We start from the raw sequence: 19,563 nt of genomic DNA on the forward strand, positions 1-19,563 counted from the left end.
TAACTATGACAGACAATCGCTATAACAAATAACTAACAACCAATAACGAATAACGAATAACAATATCGATGAAAATCCCCAAGACAGTTCTTAGCCCATTTGCCGGTAGTCTTTCCTTTGTCAGTGGAGCCCGTCCACCGTGGTTTCTGGTGGTGGCTGCCGGAATTACCGCGATCGCCATTTCCTGCCCCCTGATTTATCTATTTGTTCGCGCTGGGGGCGCTGGATTGGATCAAGTGTGGCTGATGCTTTCCCGTCCGCGAACTTTGGCAGTCTTACGAGACAGTGCAGGGTTGGCAGGGGTGGTGACGCTATTTTCTGCATTGATTTCCCTGCCTTTAGCCTTTTTAACGGAAAGAACGGATTTACCAGGCCGAAAATTTTGGGCGATCGCCACCACTTTACCCCTAGCGGTTCCCAGTTATGTGGGCAGTTTTGCCATCATTGCCTCTTTTGGCACTAAAGGCAGTTGGTTGCAACTGCTGCTAGAACCGTTTGGGGTGCAAGAGTTGCCCTCAATTTACGGTTGGCCCGGGGCGATTTTGTCCCTGACCTTATTTACTTATCCTTATTTACTAATTAGCATTCGGTCTGGGTTACAAGGCATTGACCCTTCCTTAGAAGAAGCCTCGCGAAATCTGGGACAGAATAGCTGGTCAACGTTTTGGCGGGTTACATTTCCCCAACTGCGCCCTTCCCTGGTGGCTGGGGGCTTGTTAGTGGCTTTATATTCTTTGCGAGATTTTGGCACCCCAAGCTTGATGCAGTTTGACTCGTTCACCCGCGTCATTTTCATTCAATATAAAAGCAGTTTTAACCGCAACTCTGCCGCTGTCTTGGCTTTAGTCTTGGTGGCTTTGGTGTGGTTAATTTTATGGTTGGAATATCGGGCCAGAACTGGGGCGGCTTATTACAGTAGCCACTCAGGGGTGGGTCGTCCCCAGGGTCAATTCCAGCAAGTGTCTTTGGGTCTGTGGAAATGGCCAGCGATCGCCTTTTGTAGCCTAATTACCTTCCTGGGGTTAGTGCTACCCATTGCCATATCTGGGCTCTGGCTGTGGCGCGGACTCAATGCTGGGAATATGCCTCCCAATTTTTTCCCGGCGGCGGGAAACTCTTTGCTGGCGGCAAGTTTGGCGGCGATCGCTGCCACCTTATTTGCCCTACCCGTAGCTATTTTATCGGTACGGTTTCCAGGGGCTTTGGCAACTTTAATTGAACGTTGTACCTATATTGGCTTTGGCTTACCGGGCATCGTCGTCGCCTTATCCCTAGTCTTTCTCGGTGCCAAATATCTACCGGGTTTATATCAAACTTTGCCTATGTTAATCTTTGCTTACTTAATTTTATTTTTACCGCAATCCGTAGGGACGATTCGCAGCAGCTTATTACAAATTAACCCTGGACTCGAAGAGTCAGCCCGGATTTTGGGGCGCAGTCCTTGGCAGACCATTCAAGAAATTACCATTCCCTTGGTCAGTCCGGGAGTTGTCGGGGGTGGGTTATTAGTTTTTCTCACCGCCATTAAAGAACTGCCCGCCACTATGTTATTAGCGCCGATTGGTTTTCGCACCTTAGCCACGGAAATTTGGAATGCCACCGAGGATGTTGCCTTTGCGGATGCTGCCGCCGCATCCTTAAGTTTGCTGATGGTTTCCACTGTTTCTACTTTGGTACTTTTAAAACAGAAAAAATAAATTTGTTGGTTGTTGGTTGTTGTATTAACTATTAAAAAAATGACTGAATCTACGATTCTTTGCCTAAACGGGATTAAGAAACAATTTCCTAACTCAAATACGGCAGCAGTTGCCGATATTTCCCTGGAGGTAAAACGGGGAGAAATTATCTCTTTACTCGGCCCGTCCGGTTGTGGCAAAACTACCCTATTACGACTGATTGCCGGGTTTGAACGTCCCGATGCCGGAGCGATCGCCATTGCGGGGCAAACTGTTGCCAGTGAAGGGGTCTGGGTCAACCCAGAAAATCGTCATTTAGGCATGGTGTTCCAAGAATATGCTTTATTTCCTCATTTAACTGTGGCGGATAATATTGCCTTTGGATTACAGAAGCGTCGGGGGGAAAAATTCTCTCTTAAAGTTTGGCAAAAATCTGTCCCCGATGCCAAAGCTATTCGATCGCGCGTCAAAGAATTACTGGAATTAGTCGGATTACAAGGACTCGATCGCCGTTATCCCCACGAGTTATCGGGAGGACAACGGCAACGGGTGGCTTTAGCGAGGGCATTAGCCCCCAGTCCCGAAATTGTCCTGTTGGATGAACCGTTGAGTAATTTAGATTTGCAAGTGCGTTTATACTTGCGCGAAGAAGTGCGTAAAATTCTGAAAAATACTGGGACGACGGCGATTTTTGTCACCCACGATCGCGAGGAAGCTTTGGTTATTTCTGACCGAGTGGCGGTGCTGCGGTCTGGGGCGATCGAACAAATCGGCACCCCAGAAGAAATTTATCAAGCACCGACTTCTCGGTTTGTGGCTGGATTTGTCACCGAAGCCAATTTTTTAACCGCCCGACGGATTGGTCAAAAGTGGGAAACTGAAGTGGGTTGTTTTGAGATTTTAGACTCAGGTTTAGACTCGGCGATAAATTCACAATTACTCCAAGATGGGGATATGGCTGAGTTGATGATTCGGGAAGAAGATATTATGTTGCACCCGAATGAAAAAGCGCCAGTGGTGATTTGCGATCGGCAATTTTTAGGCAGAGAACACCGCTACTGCTTAATCACCCCTTCCGGTAAAGAAATTCATGCCCGGACAACGGTCAATTCCTTATTGCCCGTCGGTACGCGAGTCTCTGTCGGCGCCGTCACGGAAGCCTTACGGATTTATCCTACGCAAAGATAATCGTAACCAATCAGCAATCACTGTCAAGTTATCAAGGGTGAAAATTACACCGCCATCACAAGCGCTATCCATATCGTGGCGATCGCGATGGCGGTGATTGTTATGTGGTGACTTTTTTTGTCTCATCCCTGAGCTAGTTTATACTTAATGGAGAATGCTTTCCGCCGCCATTGTTGGCTTTTTCCCTATACCAGGGACATGATGGAGCGATCGATCTAATCGGATACCACCAAATCTAAGTTAAATTAGATGGCTCAAGCAACTAGGTAAACAAGTACACAGATTCACGTTAATCAGTAAATTATGATCACCTCCTTGGAATATCCTACGGGTCTGGTTGCGATCAAGTAGCCATTTTATGTTCCTCGTCCACCCGTGGAAGAGCAAGCTTATCAAGAAATTACTAAACCGGGCTGCTTAATTAGAATTAAAGCCCCAAAAGAAATGGGAAAATCTTCCTTAATGTTGCGGATTAACCACAATGCCAAAAGCTTGGGCTACTACCCCGCTACGGTAGACTTGCAAAAAATTGATACCGCTGATTTCCAGAATATAGATCGATTTCTGCGAGTGTTTTGCACGCAAATTAGCTATGCCTTAAATCTTAAACCTAATTTAGATGATTATTGGGATGAAGACCTGGGGAGTAAAGTCAATTGCACTCTTTATTTTCAGTGGTACTTGCTGGAAGCAATTCACCGTCCTTTGGTTTTATGTATTAATGAGTTATCGCTGATTTTTGAATATCCCCAATTAGCTCAAGAGTTTTTGCCTTTGTTGCGATCGCGAAGCGTTGCGGATGCAACATCGTGGTTTGAAGAAGCGAAACAGGTGCAGCCTTGGAGTAAACTGCGCTTATTGGTGGTTTACTCGACAGAAGTGTATGTGCCACTGAGAATTAATCAATCTCCTTTTAATATTGGCTTACCCCTGACTTTACCCGAATTTACCCGTGGACAAGTGCAGCAGTTAGCCCGATTACATGACCTCCCTTGGGACGAGAGAAAAACGGATAAATTAATGGCAATGGTGGGGGGACATCCGCTGTTAATTCGGTTGGCATTGTATAATTTATGTCATAATTCAGAATTTAGTTTAGAGCAACTTTTAGCAACAGCGGCAAGGGATACGGGAATTTATCGGGAACATTTGCGGCGTCATTTAGCAACTTTACAAGCTGATGAGCAAATTGCCACGGTTTTTCTGCAAATTATCACTGGAAATTACTCAGGCAATCACTCAGCCAATCACTCATAAAATGTTAATACGATTCTGATTTATAAATTATAAAGTTTAGGCTTGATCAAATTTGTTCAGGGTGAACTAAGAGTTCGCTGTGATTTATACAGAATCTATTTGGGCAGATTTTTAAATAATAGCAATTTCGTCGATATTTCCACGCAAAATAAAATTTTGTGCGATCGCCTCTTGTAATTAGAAAAAGCCAAACAAGAATTGGAAAAACTCTCCCATATCGATCCTCTAACCCAGGTAGCAAATAGGCGATATTTTCAAGAATACTTAGACCAACAATGGCAAAAAATAGCCGCCACGGGAAAGCCATTGTCGATTATTTTCTGTGACTTAGATAATTTCAAATTATATAATGATTTCTCAGGAAATCAATTGGGAGACAATTGCTTAAAGCAAATTGCTAATATTTTAGTAATATTGCCAAAAAAGATCATTTAGTCGCTCGCTATGGAGGAGATGAGTTTGTCATAATTTTACCGGATACTGACGCCAAAGAAGCAGTAAAAATTGCCAAGATTATCAGAAATAATGTGGAAAAATTAAAAATAATCATTTGGCAAACTACCCCAGCAGAAAATATCCCGCGAACTCAAGTAACCGTCAGTTTAGGGGTAGCCACTACCATTCCTGATGCCAGTAAGTTTGCCGAAATTTTAATTGCCGCAGCGGATCAAGCCCTGTATGACTGTAAGAAGGCTGGACGCAATGGGGTTTCCCTCAGTAAAATTCTCAATTTTGGGGCAGAAATGAATGGGGATATTTATAATGAATAGCCCCATTCATTAATGATTCGTTAATTAATCGTCACTAATCGTCACTAAGAATCTTGGGCACTTTGAAAAAGTCCCCATCTACTTCAGGGGCGATCGCTAGAATTGACTCTCGCTCAGAAAAGGGCTGCAATTCATCCAAACGAGTGACATTTGTCACCTCGATCGCCCTGGTGGTGGGTTTGACTTTACTGGTGTCCAGTTCACTCAATTGTTCAAAATAATCTAAGATACTGCCAAGTTGAGTGGTAAACTCGACCTCTTCCTGTTCTGTGAGTTCTAACCGAGCTAAATGAGCTACTTTATGAACTTGTTCGCGGGAAATCATCGTTTCAAGTTAATCTTGGTTTTAGGTTAATCGTTAATTGTTAACGGGAAATTGTCAGCCGTGGATTTGGGCAAAATAGACAAGGATAAATTTCCGGTGATGTCACTCACCCTAAAAAAAGATATCCATCTTAGAACGTCCGGTAATCTTCAGCCAGTTTTGCGCTTCGATGTAGTTATTGGGAGCCATACGAATCGCTTGTTTCCAGTATTCTGCCGCCTTATCATACATGGCTTCGGATTCTTCTTCGTTTCCCGCAGCTTTCGCTTTTTCTCCTTTGTAGTGATAAATCACCGCAATGTTATTTAAGGCTTGGGGCATCCGAGGATTTAGGTCAATCGCTTTTTGATAGTTTTCCAACGCCAGATCGTGTTCCCCATTGCTGGTGTGAATCAAGGCTATATTGTAAAGAATATAGCTGCGATCGTTATCATCCGGTTCCAGCTTGAGGGCTTCATAGTAATTTTCTAAGGCTTCCGCGTATTCGCCATCTGCTTGGGCGGACATTCCGTCGCGGTAATAGGCGAAAGCTTCTTTAGACTCTCTATTGGTCGGCAGAATCTTTAAAATGATATCCGCCATGACCGTGAAGCTTTTATCGATGAAGTTATCGTTGCGTTGAGTTCTTGGCATTTTATGGCTCTTGGAGTTATGACTAACCGGGGCAAAGGTTATTTTAATCTTTTATTGTAGACCTAGATGCGATCGCCTGAATCAAATATTTGTTATTTGTGGTTTGTTATTTGTGGTTTGTTATTTGTGGTTTGTTATTTGTGGTTTGTTGTTGGTTATTTGTTCACTGTTGAAGTTTCACGGTTCATCCACACCTGAGAAAGCGGGGGCAGGCTGCGGACAAACAACAACCACCAACCAACAGAGCGTCTTGTGCGGGGGAGCGGAGGGGCAGAGGATAGAGAGGCATAGAATTTTCCTCTTTCCTATGCATCCTCTTTCCTATGCATCCTCTTTCCCCCAACCAGCAACAAATAACAAAGAACCAAGAACCAAGAACAAATAACAAATAACAACTCTGTATGTGATAATTTCCTTGTAAGATTATTTTGTGTCTTGGATCACAATTAAGCAAACAAACCATCGCTGGGAGGCAGAGTTGATGCAGCAATTGCTGGCGGCGCATCAAATCCCTAGTCGAATTCTGGATTTGGGAATTGCACCCTGTTTGGGGAGTGGTTCTCCAGCCGCTTTACAAGTGCGGTCAGTGGATCGTTGGACGGCATTGCTTTTACTCAGTCCGTTAGAGGACGAGTTGACTGAATCATCGGAGTAACTGAGTCGGGCAGATGTTTTATTGAGGTGGAAATTTCACTATATCTAACAAGATTCGGGAAAATTGATCTAATCAGGGGCGTGAAGCTTGCGCCCCAAAGCGCTACTCGAATCCCTCCTGAATGAATCACCCCGTTAATCATGGCGACATGGCGGAAATGTAGGCCAACACGGAAAGGGTAAAAGAAAAAAGGATTTATTGTTTTTATGTCTTTATTTGACTGGTTTGCGAATCGAAAAAAAACTGGGTCAATGGCCCAAGAACGCCAAGAACGGGATATTGCCGAAGGACTCTGGACAAAATGTCCAGAGTGTGGGGTTTTAACTTATACCAAAGACCTTCTCAGCAACCAACTGGTATGCATCGAATGCGGACATCATATGCGGGTGGATAGTGATGAACGGATCCGTCAACTGATTGATGCCAAAACTTGGATGCCAATGGATGAGCATCTGGCACCCGTGGATGCCCTGAAGTTTCGCGATCGCAAACCATATAGCGATCGCCTGCGTGAATACCAAGAAAAAACCGGGTTTGCCGACGCGGTACAAACAGGACTGGGTAAAATGGATGGGCTGCCCGTCGCATTAGGGGTGATGGACTTTCAGTTCATGGGGGGCAGCATGGGTTCCGTAGTCGGAGAAAAACTCACTCGTTTAGCGGAAAAAGCCACCCGCGAACGCTTACCCTTGGTAATTATCTGTGCCTCTGGGGGCGCCCGGATGCAAGAAGGAATGCTCAGTCTGATGCAAATGGCGAAAATTTCTGGCGCCCTGGAACGCCATCGCCAAGAGAGATTACTATATATTCCCGTATTAACTCATCCCACCACTGGGGGAGTCACCGCCAGTTTCGCCATGCTAGGGGATTTAATTATCTCTGAACCCAACGCCACCATTGGCTTTGCCGGACGGCGAGTCATCGAACAAACCTTGCGGGAAAAATTACCCGAAGAATTCCAAACAGCGGAAGATTTGCAGTCTCATGGTTTTGTCGATTTAATTGTCCCGCGCACCCAACTCAAGAAAACCTTAGCACAACTCATTTGCCTGCATCAGCCTCAGTCTCCCTTATCTCACCGACTCTCATTGCCGCAAATGGAGTTGAGTAATATGGTTTCTCAGTGAGTTACTACTTTTGCGGTGGTGACACTTGAAGCCTAACCCCAGCAACCTCGCTCCCAGGAATAATTCCCCGGAGCGAATTTTACTTGAATTTTACTTTTTTAGCCTTAATTACCCTCTATCCTCTATTCTCTATCCTACGAACCTCTTCCCCTGAGTCAAGGCCACAGATATTCTTGCTAAAGATATTTTGGGAAAAATCCCGTCCAGTGGCATGATATTGATATTGGATGAGAGCAATCACCAATTGCGGAAACCGATTGTTATGGGTTTTGCTTCCTTATCCCTTGCAAAGATTGCCAAGACTATCAAATCCCTGGGGAGCAAGTCTTGAGTCGGTGCGATCGTGGGAAGCGTCAACATTCGTCACCATAAAATGGGGTTCAGACCCGTCTGGGTTGGCAAGATGCTAAGGCAATTATGTCTCAAACCATCCGCCAGAAGGAAGTGGGTTCTCTTCCCAAAGTTGAGTGACTTCGGTTGGTCAAGGGCATTTTTCGGGGAATCTACCCCCTGAATCTGTTTTCTGCCGATAATCCTTTGGCGGCGAATGTTTCCTTGACCAACTTAAACTTAGCCGCACGATTTATGGTTCACTTTGTTAATCCTGCCAAAAACGTTGATCTTGAGGAAAACTATGGTAAAAAGATGTATCATGGTGGCTGTTGCCACGGTATTTTTCGCTTTTCAAGTGTTTGTCAATAGTGCTTCTGCGGTGCAACTGTCCACAGAAGTGCGGACTTTGCCACTGAATGCCACCGGGGATACGGTTGTGGTGACAGAGAAAGAAGTTGAGAAAGGCAAACGTCTATTTATTAATGTCTGCTCTCAATGCCACCTTGAGGGAGTGACTAAGACAGACTTTAACGTGGGTCTCGATCCTGAATCTTTAGCCCTAGCGACCCCCCCTCGCAATAATATTGAATCGTTGATCGATTATATGAAAAATCCCACCAGCTATGATGGGGAGTATGATATTTCTGAAATCCACCCCAGTATGAAGAGTGCGGATATTTTCGCGGAAATGAGAAATCTGACTGAAGATGATCTCTATGCGATCGCCAGTTTCATGCTTGTAGAACCCAAAGTCAACGTCAAGTGGGGCGGTGGTAAAACCGTGCGTTAATTAGGCAGGTTATTCGGAGATTCCGTAACTGGTCATGGGTAATTATTAATGGCCGATGAGAGATTAAAAATTTTTACCTCTGGGGAAAATGTTTGATTCTTTATGGTGGTTAATAATTACCCAATTCACAGATAAAAACTCATTACAGATTTGAAAGTAATAAAAAATGTGGCGGATATATCAGTCTTTCTTCATGCGTAATTTTCTGATCCTTTTGGTAGCAATTTTAGGGGTAATGATCTGGATTCAGCCCGCCGAGGCTGATCCGATTGAACCTTATCTGCGTCGATACTTGCAAGTCACCGAACCTGTACCCTTAAAATTGAATGAAGCAGGGGAAACTCGCTTATTTTCTCCTGACCAAATTTCCGAAGGAAAAAGTCTGTTTTTACAAAATTGTATGAATTGTCACGTGGGTGGTTCTAATTTACCTGTTCCCTCGGTGACATTATCGATGGAAAACCTCAAAGGGGCAACACCTCCACGGGATAATATCAATGCTTTAGTAGCCTATTTACGCCATCCCACCACTTACGATGGTATGGGGGAAAACTTCTGGTGTCGAGAAGTACCGGACACCTGGCTTTCTACAGAAAAGGTGGAAAATTTATCGGCTTTTCTGCTCCGTTCCGCCGAAAAAGCTCCCGGATGGGGTTCTGACACTTTTGGCCTCTAAATTTCCGGTCAATCTAAGATAAATCTGACCAAATCACAATGATTTTAAGTTGACAAAAATCATCGAGCAATAGATTTTCCTAAAGATTCACCAATATGCTTAATTGGTGAATTTTTTTCTGGAGCTAAAAAATTACCGAAAAAATTAAAATATGAGAAAATTAGGATTAGACTGGATTGGTGTTGATTAATAGTTCGGCTTCGGGTGAAAAGCGCAGACAATTCCGACCATTATGTTTGGCTTGATAAAGGGCTAAGTCAGCTTGGTGCAATAAATCGTGAGCTTTAAACGAATGAGTCTCGCTGGCGATCGCCCCTCCCAGACTAATGGTAATCCCAAGCTGTAAATCCCCAGAGACTTTAAACGGATGATCGGCGATCGCCTTGCGTAAAGATTCTCCATAATCTCTCATCTTTTTGGGGTGAATCCCCTGGGTGACACAAACAATTTCTTCTCCACCGTAACGATATACGGAACTATTAGGACGGACATTCGCCTGTAATCGTTGCGCCAAAATTTTTAACACATTGTCGCCAATTTTGTGGCCATAATTGTCATTCACCTGTTTAAAATAATCCACATCAATCATAAAAATACAGAGATATCGATAGTGAATCTCAGTCCCATCTCGTTTGCCCACTTGCGCTAATAAATGAGGTAAACTTTGATCCAAGGCGCGACGGTTGAGTAACCCGGTCATGGCATCAGTCATGGAGAGAGATTCCAAGAGTTCATTTCTAACTTTTAACTGTTTATTCACCTGACTTAATTCTTCGTTGGTTGCTTTTAATTGCTGGTTTAATCGAGAGATTCTTAATCCAGCACGCACCCGGGCTTTGAGTTCATTGAGATCAATGGGTTTACAGAGAAATTCATCGGCTCCGCTGTCCAGTCCTTTGACGCGATCGCTGACTTGCTCTCGTCCGGTTAGCAAAATAAAAAATGTCGCATATAACTGGGTATTTGCCTTGATTTGTTGACAAACCTCTAACCCATCTAACACCGGCATCATCCAGTCACAAATAATCAAATCAGGACAAAACTCTTCGGCAATCATTAAGCCTTCTTTTCCATTGGTGGCGACTTTGACCTGGTATTGTTCATCCTGCAAATTTTTTTGTAAAATTAATCGAGTGGTTAACTCATCATCAATGAGGAGAATTTTGCCGATTGGCTCGGAAGCTTGCTCCGTTAGCATATCAATATTCAGGATTCAATCCAAAAATTAAAGGTAAAAAATAAAAAGAATATGATCAATGATAGAGTTAATCGCTCAATCAACGATGATTTTTCTAGAAATTTTAATGGTTCTCTATCTTTATAACAAATTGACAGAGAAATAAATGTCTAAAGACTGACCAGGGCGATCGCACTGAGCAACCACGGGGGAATTGCCCCTACCATTTGCGCCATGATTTCCCGTCATCAACCATATTGCCGCCGTTCCTGTGGTTGCTGTGTGTTTTGTTTTATGGTAGCCTATTGCCCGTCAGGAACAGAAAATAATTCGCGATAGATCGCGAAATCGCCTACTTGCCAAAAGTCCGATTCTCAAAATCGTGTCCTGGGCAAGAGATGATTCAGCCTTCCAAGGGATCCCAAAGAGTTGCGCCAGAAACTTGCTGGAGATACCCCGAAGATTTTAATCACGGGTCTAAGTTGTTGTCACCCTGACGATATACAATACGATTTGACAGATTTGTCTGTATTTATGAAGAGGAGAGCCACTTTGAAGAAACTATTATCAATTTTCTTGGTTGCGATCGCCGTCCTGACTGTGGCGTTCGTTCCTCCAGCCCAAGCTGGAGATGCTGCCGCTGGCGCCAAAATCTTTACCGCCAACTGCACTGCTTGCCACATGAATGGTAACAATGTGGTCATGGCCCCCAAAACCCTGAAAAAAGATGCTTTAGAAACTTACGGAATGTATTCCAAAGAAGCCATCATTACCCAGGTGACAAAAGGTAAAGGTGCTATGCCCGCATTTGGTGGTCGTTTGAGCGATGCTGATATTGAAAACGTCGCTACCTACGTCCTCGAACAAGCTGATAAAGGCTGGTAAACTAAAAAACTCGGCGTCGCCATCACTCAAATCCTTTGAGCGGCTACTGCCTCAATGAATAAATCTGGAGAACACCTCTAGACTCTTCACCGAGTCTAGAGGTGTTTTTATGACCGCAAATTGCCGATATTCCCCCTACTACAGGAAAGGAATTCACATTAGCGCCAGCAAGACATCCGAGAATCAAATAGGCTATCGTAAACAAAAAGCTTTCAGTAAAGAGGAAAAACCGCCGTGGTTCCCCTAAGAGATGAAAATCCAACAACTATTACACCGTATATAACCTACGCACTAATTATTATTAATATATTGGTGTTTATCTTAGAAGTGAGTTTACAACAACAGGGTCAGTTAGAAGAATTTTTCCAAGCTTGGGCGGTGGTGCCGGAACAGTTGACCGCCAAACCTCAAGGAGAGTGGATTACTTTATTTTCTTCTCAATTTCTCCACGGAGGCTGGCTACACCTCGGCGGAAATATGCTGTTTTTGTGGATTTTTGGCAATAATGTCGAAGATTGTTTGGGTCATATTAAATATTTGCTGTTTTATTTAGTTTGTGGTGCTTTGGCCGCATTAGCCCACTGGTTTTTTTCTATGGATTCTGCGATTCCTTCTTTGGGTGCTTCAGGGGCGATCGCTGGAGTGATGGGTGCTTATATTATCAGATATCCTAAAGCTAAAATAGTCACCTTAATTCCGTTATATTTTATCTTTACAACCGTCAGAATTCCTGCTTTTTTATTCCTGGGACTTTGGTTTATTCAACAAGCTTTTTATAGCATTGCCAGCTTGCCTCAAACCAGTATTAGCGCCCCAGGAGGTGTGGCTTACTGGGCTCATGCCGGTGGCTTTGTTTTTGGGGCTATCTTAGGCCCTTTGATGGGTTTATTCCGCGATGATAAATAAACTAAGCTGAAAGTGAAATCAGTAATCAAATCGGTGAGCAAATAAGCAATAATTGAGGCTAATCTCTCAATTATTACATAGCTGTAAACGAATGCTGGTGAGAATTGCTTGTATATATTGCATCGACGGATCATCTGGTTCTATTCCCGATCGCCGCCAACGATTTCTTTCAACTAAGAGTCCAGTTCGCAATTCAGCAATGGAGTCCGGCAAGATGCCCGAAATATGGTAATTTTGGGCGCAATATTTACCCAATTGAATACAAGCTTCTACGGACTGCCAATATCGATATCCGTCAAAAGATAAGGCAAAGTAATTAATTTCTGCCCATTCAGCTTCAGCATCAGGAATATCATCTAAAGTCAAAGGTTTTGGGGCGATCGCATTTAAAAAAAGCTGCACCAACTCAACCCAATCTTGAGAAATCCAGGCTAAAAATGGCGAATGTGGGACTCGTTCAAAAATCCAGGCAGTCTCAATTAATCCGATTTCCATCCCAATCTCTGTTTCGCTTCGGGAATTATGAAAAATAATCGGACATTGAGGCGATTGAGTGGCCAAATAATCGACGACATCTCGGCCAGTTCCAGGGTCAAACCGTTGATTTTCGCGAGTCCAAGTGGGGCCAAGATTATAGTCAAGACTGATTAAATCGCATTGGTGTAAATTTTCTGAAAACCAGGCGATCGCCTCTGGTGCATTATCAAAAAATACTGGCAACCAATTGGGACTAAACCGCTGAAGTTGATGGCGCATTTCCTCAATTCGTTGTTTACTGTTATCTAAAATCGCGATTTGGCGAGCATTGCGGCTAAGATTCATCCCTGCTAAATGCTCCGATAACCAAGCCATCAAATCAGTGGCACCAGAAAACCATAAAGATGACCGTGAAGGAAACACTTCATCGAGTTGAAGCTGGGTTAATTTCCAACTTGCTTCACTATCGTCTAAAACAATAATCAATCTATTTTCAAGCAATGTTTTTTTGTGATCAATTATTGGTTCTAGCAAATCAATTGTTTGAGAATTGATCGACTCTGAGGAATGCCTCTTTAATAACCGATTGATCGTCTCTGTCCAATCGGTATCAATCCATTCCGCACTGCCAATTAACGAACCAAGACTGACAAAAGGAATCACCCTTTCTACCTGCCAATTCACCTCAGTTAATGCCATTTCCATACCAATCACAGCCTCAGCATTAGAACTATGAATAATCAGCGGACATTGAGGTGATTTTGTCACCAAATAATCTACGACATCTCGGCCAGTTCCAGGGTCAAATAACTGACCATCGCGTTTCCAACTTGGCCCAAGATCATGGTCAAGACTAATGACAATACATTCAGATAGATGAGTTTCCAGCCATTCAATCATATCTGGGGCATTGTTGAAAAAAATATAAGCCCAATCAGAAAATAATTCGTTGAGGCGATCGCGCATTGCACTGACTCGTCCTGAGTCATCTTCCAAAATGGCAATAATCTTTTTGGTCATCAGAATCAGCCCTTTCCAGTTAGTTTTTAATCTTAACCTATAATTTCCATCAAAAAAATTGACTCAGAGGAGCAAAATCGCTCGAATGCCGCTATTGATGAGGCTGCCAGCTATTTGTTGGTTGGGATATAATCATCAACAAGAATTACCAGAAAGTGGGGAACCGAAAATGTCAGTAGAACTCACTGCCCAGACTTGCCCCGAAACCGTCGTGGAGCCGGACTGGGAACCCCCCATGCCGCCGACGGATTTGATTTTTGATGATGGAGAACCCTTGGAGACTAACCGCCACCGCATTGCCATGAACGTCCTGATTCGGTCATTGCAACAAGCTTGGAGCGATCGCAATGATTTCTATACGGGCGGCAATATGTTTATTTACTACAGCAGCGAACAAGTTAGAAACAAAGATTTTCGCGGCCCTGATTTCTTTGCGGTCTTAGATGTAGATGGCACAAAGGAACGACAGGGTTGGGTGATCTGGTTTGAAGGGGGTCGCTACCCAGATGTAATTGTCGAGTTCATGTCCCCCAGTACCGCGAGAGTAGATAAAGGAATCAAAAAGGATATTTATCAGCAGGTTTTCCGCACCCCTGATTATTTTGTCTTTGACCCGTTTGAGCCAAATTCCTTACAGGGATGGCATTTGCAAGGTTCCCAGGGTTATCAGACCTTGGTGCCAAATGACCGAGGTTGGCTCTGGTGTGAGAGTTTAGGCTTTTGGCTGGGAACTTGGTCGGGTACTATCGACCGAGAGGAGGCCGTTTGGTTACGGTTTTACGATACCGAAGGCAATTTGGTGTTGCTACCGGAAGAGGCAGAACACCTTCATGCTGAGGCAGAACGCCAAAACGCTGAGGCTGAACGCCAAAAGGCTGAGGCAGAACGCCAAAAGGCTGAGGAGGAACGCCAAAAGGCTGAAGCGGAACGCCAACGGGCACAACAAGCTCAACAACTAGCTGAAGCGGAACGCCAAAAGGCGGAACAAGCTCAACAACTAGCTGAAGCGGAACGCCAACGGGCACAACAAGCTCAACAACTAGCTGAAGCGGAACGCCAACGGGCAGAACGTCTCGCCGAACGGTTGCGGGCGATCGGGTTAGATCCCGATAACCTTTAAGGGAATTAGAAACCGGGTTTCCGATCCAAATATGATAGTTAATTTGCCAAAATTCTCGCAGAAACCCGGTTTCTTTTTTGGTTAGAGATAGGGGCGATCGCTTTCCCAAACCGCCGATAAATTGCTTAAAAAAACAGAAACCGGGTTTTTCCAAAAAAACCCGGTTTCTTGTCTGCTCTGCTTGGGCAATTTTTTGTCAGCGATCGCCCGAATTTGAGAATTAAATCAAGAATGCGATCGGTTTGCACATATCCTCAATCCCCTGTCCTCTAACCTATGGCATTGGTGACAAATAAAGTCACGCACAATATCCGCGTTATACACTATTTTTTATTTGTTCATCTAATTCATTCACCGCAGACATCACACCCAATTCACGATCCTTTAAAAGAGTATTTTTGAGTTCATGTATAGATTCAACTAAATCCTCACGCAAACGCGGCTTATTTTGTGCAACTCCATTACGATAATCCCAATAATCCCAGGCAAGTAATCCAAGAGCAACGACAGGATCGATCATACTTGCTATTTTACTAGCAGCCAATGCAGCGATAGCTTCACCACTAGCCATAGCTCCTAATGTAACTACAGCTTTAGTTGTGGCATAACCACCGATAATTTTGAGTGGCAATGATTGCTCTCCTTGTTCATCTGCTAATCTGGCTTTGATTGTCTCTAAATATTGCTGCCAGTCTGCCTCAGCAATTTTATACTTTTTGGGAACATTTTTTAGTTCAGCCGATAGCTTTTCTACATACAACTCAGTGGTATCAATCACGATTGTCTTAAATTTACTTTCGGCAGATTTTGAACTAACAACGCGACGAGCAAATTCTCTTTGAAGATTATCATTTACGCTATTTTTGATTTGTTCGTTAACTCTGGACTGATTGAATCCATTTATAATATTTTGGCCGGCAAATTGAAAAAGAACGTCAAATTCTTGTTTTTTCTGATTAAAGTAACTAAAATACCAGTTCAGAAAATCCGTATCTATGCGGTTAATTAATTCAGTTTCCCATTTATCTAATTCCTGTTTGGCATATTGTTGAGCCTCTTTATAGGCTGTCTGACGAGCTTGATCAAAAACTTTCTTGTCCCCTGACCCCCCAAATGCTACCATATTTTGTGTAATTTCCAAAGAAGGAGGAGGATTTAATTCAGCAGCTAAAGCTTGAGTCATAATCAAGCGTCCCAGTAATGGGATTAACACCAGAAAAATCACCGTAGTCCAAATGATGATACTCGCTATCTTAATCGCTTTGACGACGATGGATGTTTGTTTTAACTCAACCAGACTGAAATCGCGATCGCCCAAAAACTGACTTAATTTTTTATTCAGCTTTTTGGCAACGATCTGCCGTCCTGAAGGAACACCACTGGGCAGATAAATTAAATGGTTATTTTCGTCCAAAAATACGAGGGCTAAAAAAGTGCCTTCGGGATGTTCTTGGCGAACGATCGCTGCTTGTGTTAGATTGGGATTATCGGGGCGATCGCTTTTCAAATAACTCACTACCTTATCAAAGCTGATTTTCTCTAAGATTTCAGGGTTTCCAGGAAGAGATGGTAATGACTTCTTGCACTCCCCAACTATCCGCACCATATCTTCATCGGTAATTGTCTTGGTTTCTTGAAATGTTTTTTTAGCAAACAAGTTAAACAATGGCATAATTGTTCTTGATGATTATACAACTAAACTTCTGTTTTTTTGTGTATTTTTAATAGTTATTTTTAATAATTTTATATATAAAATTATTAGTATAATTAAAATTATGCTCCGATTATGATATAATCAGCATGACAATCGAAGCAAAATTTTAATTTATGGCTAAATACTTAGATTCAAGGGATTAAACTATTCGTCCCAACATCTTTTTTGACCATCAACGTATCGGCAAACCATCTTTTCAACAATTAAATGTTTTTGAATTTGCTCGGACTGTGAATTGGCTGTATATGCCTGACTGATAGAAACATTATCTATTGGGTTAAAAGATGAACTAGCCCATACAGGGACAACATTACTGAAAAACAACACAACCATTAATATTGATGCCGAAAAAAATCTCATCATTTTTTGCATAGTTATTCTCCAATGTAATCAAAAAATTTTTTTCATTATCTAAGATAATTCTGGATTTTACAACCCTCAAAAAGTACGATAAAGTAAGGACTTTTGTAAAGTTTTTTATCAATTTATCTAGGCTCTCCTTGCCAAAGTACGGAAAAGTACGAAAAAGTATGATAAATTAAGAAAAGCTTAAACCAAGACTTCAACCCTAAAGAAATCTATGACTACTGAGGAACTGCTACAGTGGGCAGATGGCATTGTATTTGCGAAAACAGAGAAACACCTCGATTCTGTGCAAACGGCTATCCTAGAAGGGGCTTGGCAAGGGTTAAAATATGAAGACATTGCTAAAAAGTGCCATCGCAGTAAGTCTCATATTAAAAATATTGCTGGGGAATTATGGCAGACTCTATCGGCACTATTGGGAGAAGAGATTCATAAGGCAAATTCTCGCTCTGTTTTAGAACGAAAAGCAGTATCTAGTATTTACAATTATGGTAATTCTTCACAGATTGTTAATAGTAAAATTAATAGAAGTCATATAAATATCTGTGGAGAAAGCAGGCAATATGAAGAAAATCCGAAACAGCGATCGCCCTCCGATCTCTCTTCTTCTCACTCTTCCCCCACCCAAAATTACTCACCCATTATCGACCTAATCGACGCCCCAGACCTCAGCGACTTTTACAACCGCAACACCGAACTAAATACCCTCAAACAGTGGATCTTACAAGACCAGATCCGCTTAATTACCATCTATGGACTCAGTGGCATTGGCAAAAGCGTACTAACCAGGCAACTCATAGAACAAATCAAGCCTGAATTTGACTATATTATTTGGAAAAGTCTCACAGAAACTCCCACCCTTTCCTCTCTAAAAAACCAACTGCAACAATTTTTTGCCCAGTCACAAAATCCCCCATTACCCACAATAATTGATTACTTTCGTAACTCGCGCTGTTTAGTCATCCTGGATGACCTGCAAAATCTTTTTCAAAGCGGGTTCCTTGCTGGTCAATACTTAACCGAACATAAAGACTATGGCCAATTTTGGCAACAAATCGCCAAAAACCATCATCAAAGTTGCGTGATTCTCCTCAGTTGGGAAAAACCCAGAGAACTCGTCACTTTACAAGGCGAAAAACAATCCACCCGCACCTTAAACTTGAAAGGATTATCAGCGGATGCTGAGGAAATTTTGAAAGAACACGGATTAACCGATTCAGAAAAATGGCCAGAATTAATCAACCTCTATCAAGGTCATCCCACCTGGTTAAATATCATCGCCTCAACGATACTAGAACTATTTGATGGTAGCGTTTCTTTATTTTTAGCCGACCAAGAGGAGATATTTATCGGCGACTTATCCCCCATTCTCGAATCTCACTTAGACCGTTTATCGGAGTTAGAAAAAAAAGTCATATCCAGGTTTTCAGAATATGAAGCCGTAGATATTTCTCAACCACCTGGATTACGGGAATTTGCCAAATCAGAATTAACCGAAGCCATGCAATCATTAGGCAGACGGGGCTTAGTAGAAAAAATATCAGAGGGAGGGCGATCGCGGTTGCTTGTAAATCCTGTATTTAAACAGTTGCAACAGAATTCACTTTAATTGAGAAAAAAGATATTTCCAGTCAATTTGGGCAGGTCTTTCCCCCTGATTAATTAACTCAAATACGGTATTTTCTGTTTCTGGGTGACTAAGACATTCGACACAAGCAGTGGCTACATCAATGCGACTGGTTTGCCCTGATAAAATATCGCCTGTGCCGATGACCAATCCCAGTTTTCCCTCGGTAGTGGCCTTTAATAAGGTATTTAAATCATAAGAGGTAAATGGGCCGTCAATGAGTCGGGCTGGCCGAATAATTGTGTAAGGAATTCCTGAGTTGGCGATCGCCTTTTCGCCTTTTTCTTTTGCATCCAAAACTCCGAAACGATTTAAAATACTAAAAGGGGGTTTTTCTTTCCGCAAAATGCCACAAGAAGACACAAAAACAAACCTCCGTAAATCTTTGGCGGCAACCTCTACCAGGTTACTCACTCCCTCTGCATCCACTTTATCCGGGCTATTCTTGGCCTGAGAAATGCAATAATCCCGATTAAAATATATTTTCAGCCATTCTAAGAAACCCGGTAATCGCTGCCCTTGGTTGATACTCTCAAACTCCCATCGACTCGAAGGAAAAGCCGTGGTTCCGGTACAACAAATAATATAGTCAATATTTTCCATTGCCGGGGACAAAGTGGCGCGATCGCGGATATCACCTAAAACAATTTCTACCCGGTGATTTAAGGAATCATTAAACATTTTCTGGGCTGCAACCGCATCTCGCACTAAAACTCGGACGAAAAAGCCTTTTTCTAACAATTTGCCCACCGTAAGCTGTCCCACCCCTCCGGTAGCCCCCACCACTAAAACGCGATTTTTTCCCTGATTTTCTTTGGTGGTCATAAAGTCTCCTGATGAT

General features: G+C 42.9%; 17 protein-coding genes and 2 pseudogenes. 12 read left to right on the forward strand and 7 right to left on the reverse strand.

The window, feature by feature from the left end; all coding sequences use genetic code 11:
* Positions 1–68: 68 nt before the first annotated feature.
* The 4 genes and pseudogenes from ABWT76_RS16645 to ABWT76_RS16660 form a co-directional block, all read left to right on the forward strand.
* Positions 69–1,697, forward strand: coding sequence for an iron ABC transporter permease (locus tag ABWT76_RS16645; protein WP_082349017.1), 1,629 nt, complete (start codon positions 69–71; stop codon positions 1,695–1,697).
* 39 nt (positions 1,698–1,736) lie between these two features.
* The gene (locus tag ABWT76_RS16650; protein WP_190880591.1) at positions 1,737–2,864 is read left to right on the forward strand and encodes an ABC transporter ATP-binding protein; all 1,128 of its coding nucleotides are present in this window, start codon (positions 1,737–1,739) and stop codon (positions 2,862–2,864) included.
* A gap of 363 nt (positions 2,865–3,227) precedes the next feature.
* A pseudogene (locus ABWT76_RS16655) lies at positions 3,228–4,121 on the forward strand (AAA-like domain-containing protein); the annotation flags it as partial.
* A 197-nt stretch (positions 4,122–4,318) separates the two neighbouring features.
* Positions 4,319–4,888, forward strand: a pseudogene (locus tag ABWT76_RS16660) (diguanylate cyclase domain-containing protein); the annotation flags it as partial.
* A 37-nt stretch (positions 4,889–4,925) separates the two neighbouring features.
* Here the strand turns inward: ABWT76_RS16660 and gatC are convergent.
* Positions 4,926–5,216: an Asp-tRNA(Asn)/Glu-tRNA(Gln) amidotransferase subunit GatC gene (gene gatC, locus ABWT76_RS16665; RefSeq protein WP_354634656.1), complete on the reverse strand. Its 291-nt coding sequence runs from the start codon at positions 5,214–5,216 to the stop codon at positions 4,926–4,928.
* 111 nt (positions 5,217–5,327) lie between these two features.
* Positions 5,328–5,849 carry a photosystem I assembly protein Ycf3 gene (locus ABWT76_RS16670; protein ID WP_054469203.1) on the reverse strand — a complete coding sequence of 174 codons (522 nt, stop codon included), beginning with the start codon at positions 5,847–5,849 and terminating at the stop codon, positions 5,328–5,330.
* 430 nt (positions 5,850–6,279) lie between these two features.
* Between ABWT76_RS16670 and ABWT76_RS16675 the strand changes: the two genes are divergently transcribed.
* The 4 genes from ABWT76_RS16675 (at position 6,280) to psbV2 (ending at position 9,430) form a co-directional block, all read left to right on the forward strand.
* Positions 6,280–6,504 (forward strand): hypothetical protein, encoded by a 225-nt coding sequence (locus ABWT76_RS16675; protein WP_054469202.1) that lies wholly within the window; start codon positions 6,280–6,282, stop codon positions 6,502–6,504.
* A gap of 206 nt (positions 6,505–6,710) precedes the next feature.
* Positions 6,711–7,631 carry an acetyl-CoA carboxylase, carboxyltransferase subunit beta gene (gene accD, locus ABWT76_RS16680; RefSeq protein ID WP_054469201.1) on the forward strand — a complete coding sequence of 307 codons (921 nt, stop codon included), beginning with the start codon at positions 6,711–6,713 and terminating at the stop codon, positions 7,629–7,631.
* A 634-nt stretch (positions 7,632–8,265) separates the two neighbouring features.
* Positions 8,266–8,754 (forward strand): photosystem II cytochrome c-550, encoded by a 489-nt coding sequence (gene psbV, locus ABWT76_RS16685; protein WP_054469200.1) that lies wholly within the window; start codon positions 8,266–8,268, stop codon positions 8,752–8,754.
* Between the two features lie 193 nt (positions 8,755–8,947).
* Complete coding sequence (gene psbV2 / locus ABWT76_RS16690) at positions 8,948–9,430, forward strand: photosystem II cytochrome PsbV2 (protein ID WP_156331986.1); 483 nt, start codon at positions 8,948–8,950, stop codon at positions 9,428–9,430.
* 166 nt (positions 9,431–9,596) lie between these two features.
* Here the strand turns inward: psbV2 and ABWT76_RS16695 are convergent, their stop codons facing one another.
* Positions 9,597–10,628 (reverse strand): diguanylate cyclase, encoded by a 1,032-nt coding sequence (locus tag ABWT76_RS16695; protein ID WP_054469198.1) that lies wholly within the window; start codon positions 10,626–10,628, stop codon positions 9,597–9,599.
* Positions 10,629–11,159: 531 nt separating this feature from the next.
* On the opposite strand from ABWT76_RS16695, the gene petJ reads away from it, so the two are divergent.
* Together petJ and ABWT76_RS16705 are read left to right on the forward strand one after the other, a co-directional pair.
* Positions 11,160–11,492: a cytochrome c6 PetJ gene (petJ, locus tag ABWT76_RS16700; protein ID WP_054469197.1), complete on the forward strand. Its 333-nt coding sequence runs from the start codon at positions 11,160–11,162 to the stop codon at positions 11,490–11,492.
* A 234-nt stretch (positions 11,493–11,726) separates the two neighbouring features.
* Entirely contained in the window at positions 11,727–12,398 is a 672-nt protein-coding gene (locus ABWT76_RS16705; protein WP_054469196.1) for a rhomboid family intramembrane serine protease, read from the forward strand.
* A 66-nt stretch (positions 12,399–12,464) separates the two neighbouring features.
* Here the strand turns inward: ABWT76_RS16705 and ABWT76_RS16710 are convergent, their stop codons facing one another.
* A complete protein-coding gene (locus ABWT76_RS16710) occupies positions 12,465–13,895 on the reverse strand; it encodes a cyclic-phosphate processing receiver domain-containing protein (protein WP_190880587.1) in 1,431 nt (476 codons plus the stop codon).
* Positions 13,896–14,064: 169 nt separating this feature from the next.
* Here ABWT76_RS16710 and ABWT76_RS16715 point away from each other — a divergent pair, with 169 nt between their 5' ends.
* Entirely contained in the window at positions 14,065–15,015 is a 951-nt protein-coding gene (locus tag ABWT76_RS16715; RefSeq protein ID WP_054469231.1) for a Uma2 family endonuclease, read from the forward strand.
* 316 nt (positions 15,016–15,331) lie between these two features.
* Here ABWT76_RS16715 and ABWT76_RS16720 read toward each other — a convergent pair whose 3' ends face one another.
* On the reverse strand, positions 15,332–16,687 hold the full coding sequence (locus ABWT76_RS16720; RefSeq protein WP_054469195.1) for a hypothetical protein: 1,356 nt from the start codon (positions 16,685–16,687) through the stop codon (positions 15,332–15,334).
* A gap of 186 nt (positions 16,688–16,873) precedes the next feature.
* A complete protein-coding gene (locus ABWT76_RS16725; RefSeq protein ID WP_054469194.1) occupies positions 16,874–17,101 on the reverse strand; it encodes a hypothetical protein in 228 nt (75 codons plus the stop codon).
* Between the two features lie 208 nt (positions 17,102–17,309).
* On the opposite strand from ABWT76_RS16725, the gene ABWT76_RS16730 reads away from it, so the two are divergent.
* Positions 17,310–18,704 carry an ATP-binding protein gene (locus tag ABWT76_RS16730; RefSeq protein ID WP_190883010.1) on the forward strand — a complete coding sequence of 465 codons (1,395 nt, stop codon included), beginning with the start codon at positions 17,310–17,312 and terminating at the stop codon, positions 18,702–18,704.
* On the opposite strand, the gene ABWT76_RS16735 is transcribed toward ABWT76_RS16730, so the two are convergent.
* On the reverse strand, positions 18,696–19,547 hold the full coding sequence (locus tag ABWT76_RS16735) for an SDR family oxidoreductase (RefSeq protein WP_054466943.1): 852 nt from the start codon (positions 19,545–19,547) through the stop codon (positions 18,696–18,698). The genes ABWT76_RS16730 and ABWT76_RS16735 overlap by 9 nt on opposite strands.
* Positions 19,548–19,563 lie beyond the last annotated feature (16 nt).

Source organism: Planktothricoides raciborskii GIHE-MW2, assembly GCF_040564635.1.
GTDB lineage: Bacteria > Cyanobacteriota > Cyanobacteriia > Cyanobacteriales > Laspinemataceae > Planktothricoides > Planktothricoides raciborskii.

Excerpts from the sequence above, each read along its gene's own strand:
- ABWT76_RS16645 (WP_082349017.1), top strand. The coding sequence starts at position 69 with ATGAAAATCCCCAAGACAGTTCTTAGCCCATTTGCCGGTAGTCTTTCC.
- ABWT76_RS16650 (WP_190880591.1), top strand. The coding sequence starts at position 1,737 with ATGACTGAATCTACGATTCTTTGCCTAAACGGGATTAAGAAACAATTT.
- gatC (WP_354634656.1), bottom strand. The coding sequence starts at position 5,216 with ATGATTTCCCGCGAACAAGTTCATAAAGTAGCTCATTTAGCTCGGTTA.
- ABWT76_RS16670 (WP_054469203.1), bottom strand. The coding sequence starts at position 5,849 with ATGCCAAGAACTCAACGCAACGATAACTTCATCGATAAAAGCTTCACG.
- accD (WP_054469201.1), top strand. The coding sequence starts at position 6,711 with ATGTCTTTATTTGACTGGTTTGCGAATCGAAAAAAAACTGGGTCAATG.
- psbV (WP_054469200.1), top strand. The coding sequence starts at position 8,266 with ATGGTAAAAAGATGTATCATGGTGGCTGTTGCCACGGTATTTTTCGCT.
- psbV2 (WP_156331986.1), top strand. The coding sequence starts at position 8,948 with ATGCGTAATTTTCTGATCCTTTTGGTAGCAATTTTAGGGGTAATGATC.
- ABWT76_RS16695 (WP_054469198.1), bottom strand. The coding sequence starts at position 10,628 with ATGCTAACGGAGCAAGCTTCCGAGCCAATCGGCAAAATTCTCCTCATT.
- ABWT76_RS16710 (WP_190880587.1), bottom strand. The coding sequence starts at position 13,895 with ATGACCAAAAAGATTATTGCCATTTTGGAAGATGACTCAGGACGAGTC.
- ABWT76_RS16715 (WP_054469231.1), top strand. The coding sequence starts at position 14,065 with ATGTCAGTAGAACTCACTGCCCAGACTTGCCCCGAAACCGTCGTGGAG.
- ABWT76_RS16720 (WP_054469195.1), bottom strand. The coding sequence starts at position 16,687 with ATGCCATTGTTTAACTTGTTTGCTAAAAAAACATTTCAAGAAACCAAG.
- ABWT76_RS16725 (WP_054469194.1), bottom strand. The coding sequence starts at position 17,101 with ATGCAAAAAATGATGAGATTTTTTTCGGCATCAATATTAATGGTTGTG.
- ABWT76_RS16730 (WP_190883010.1), top strand. The coding sequence starts at position 17,310 with ATGACTACTGAGGAACTGCTACAGTGGGCAGATGGCATTGTATTTGCG.
- ABWT76_RS16735 (WP_054466943.1), bottom strand. The coding sequence starts at position 19,547 with ATGACCACCAAAGAAAATCAGGGAAAAAATCGCGTTTTAGTGGTGGGG.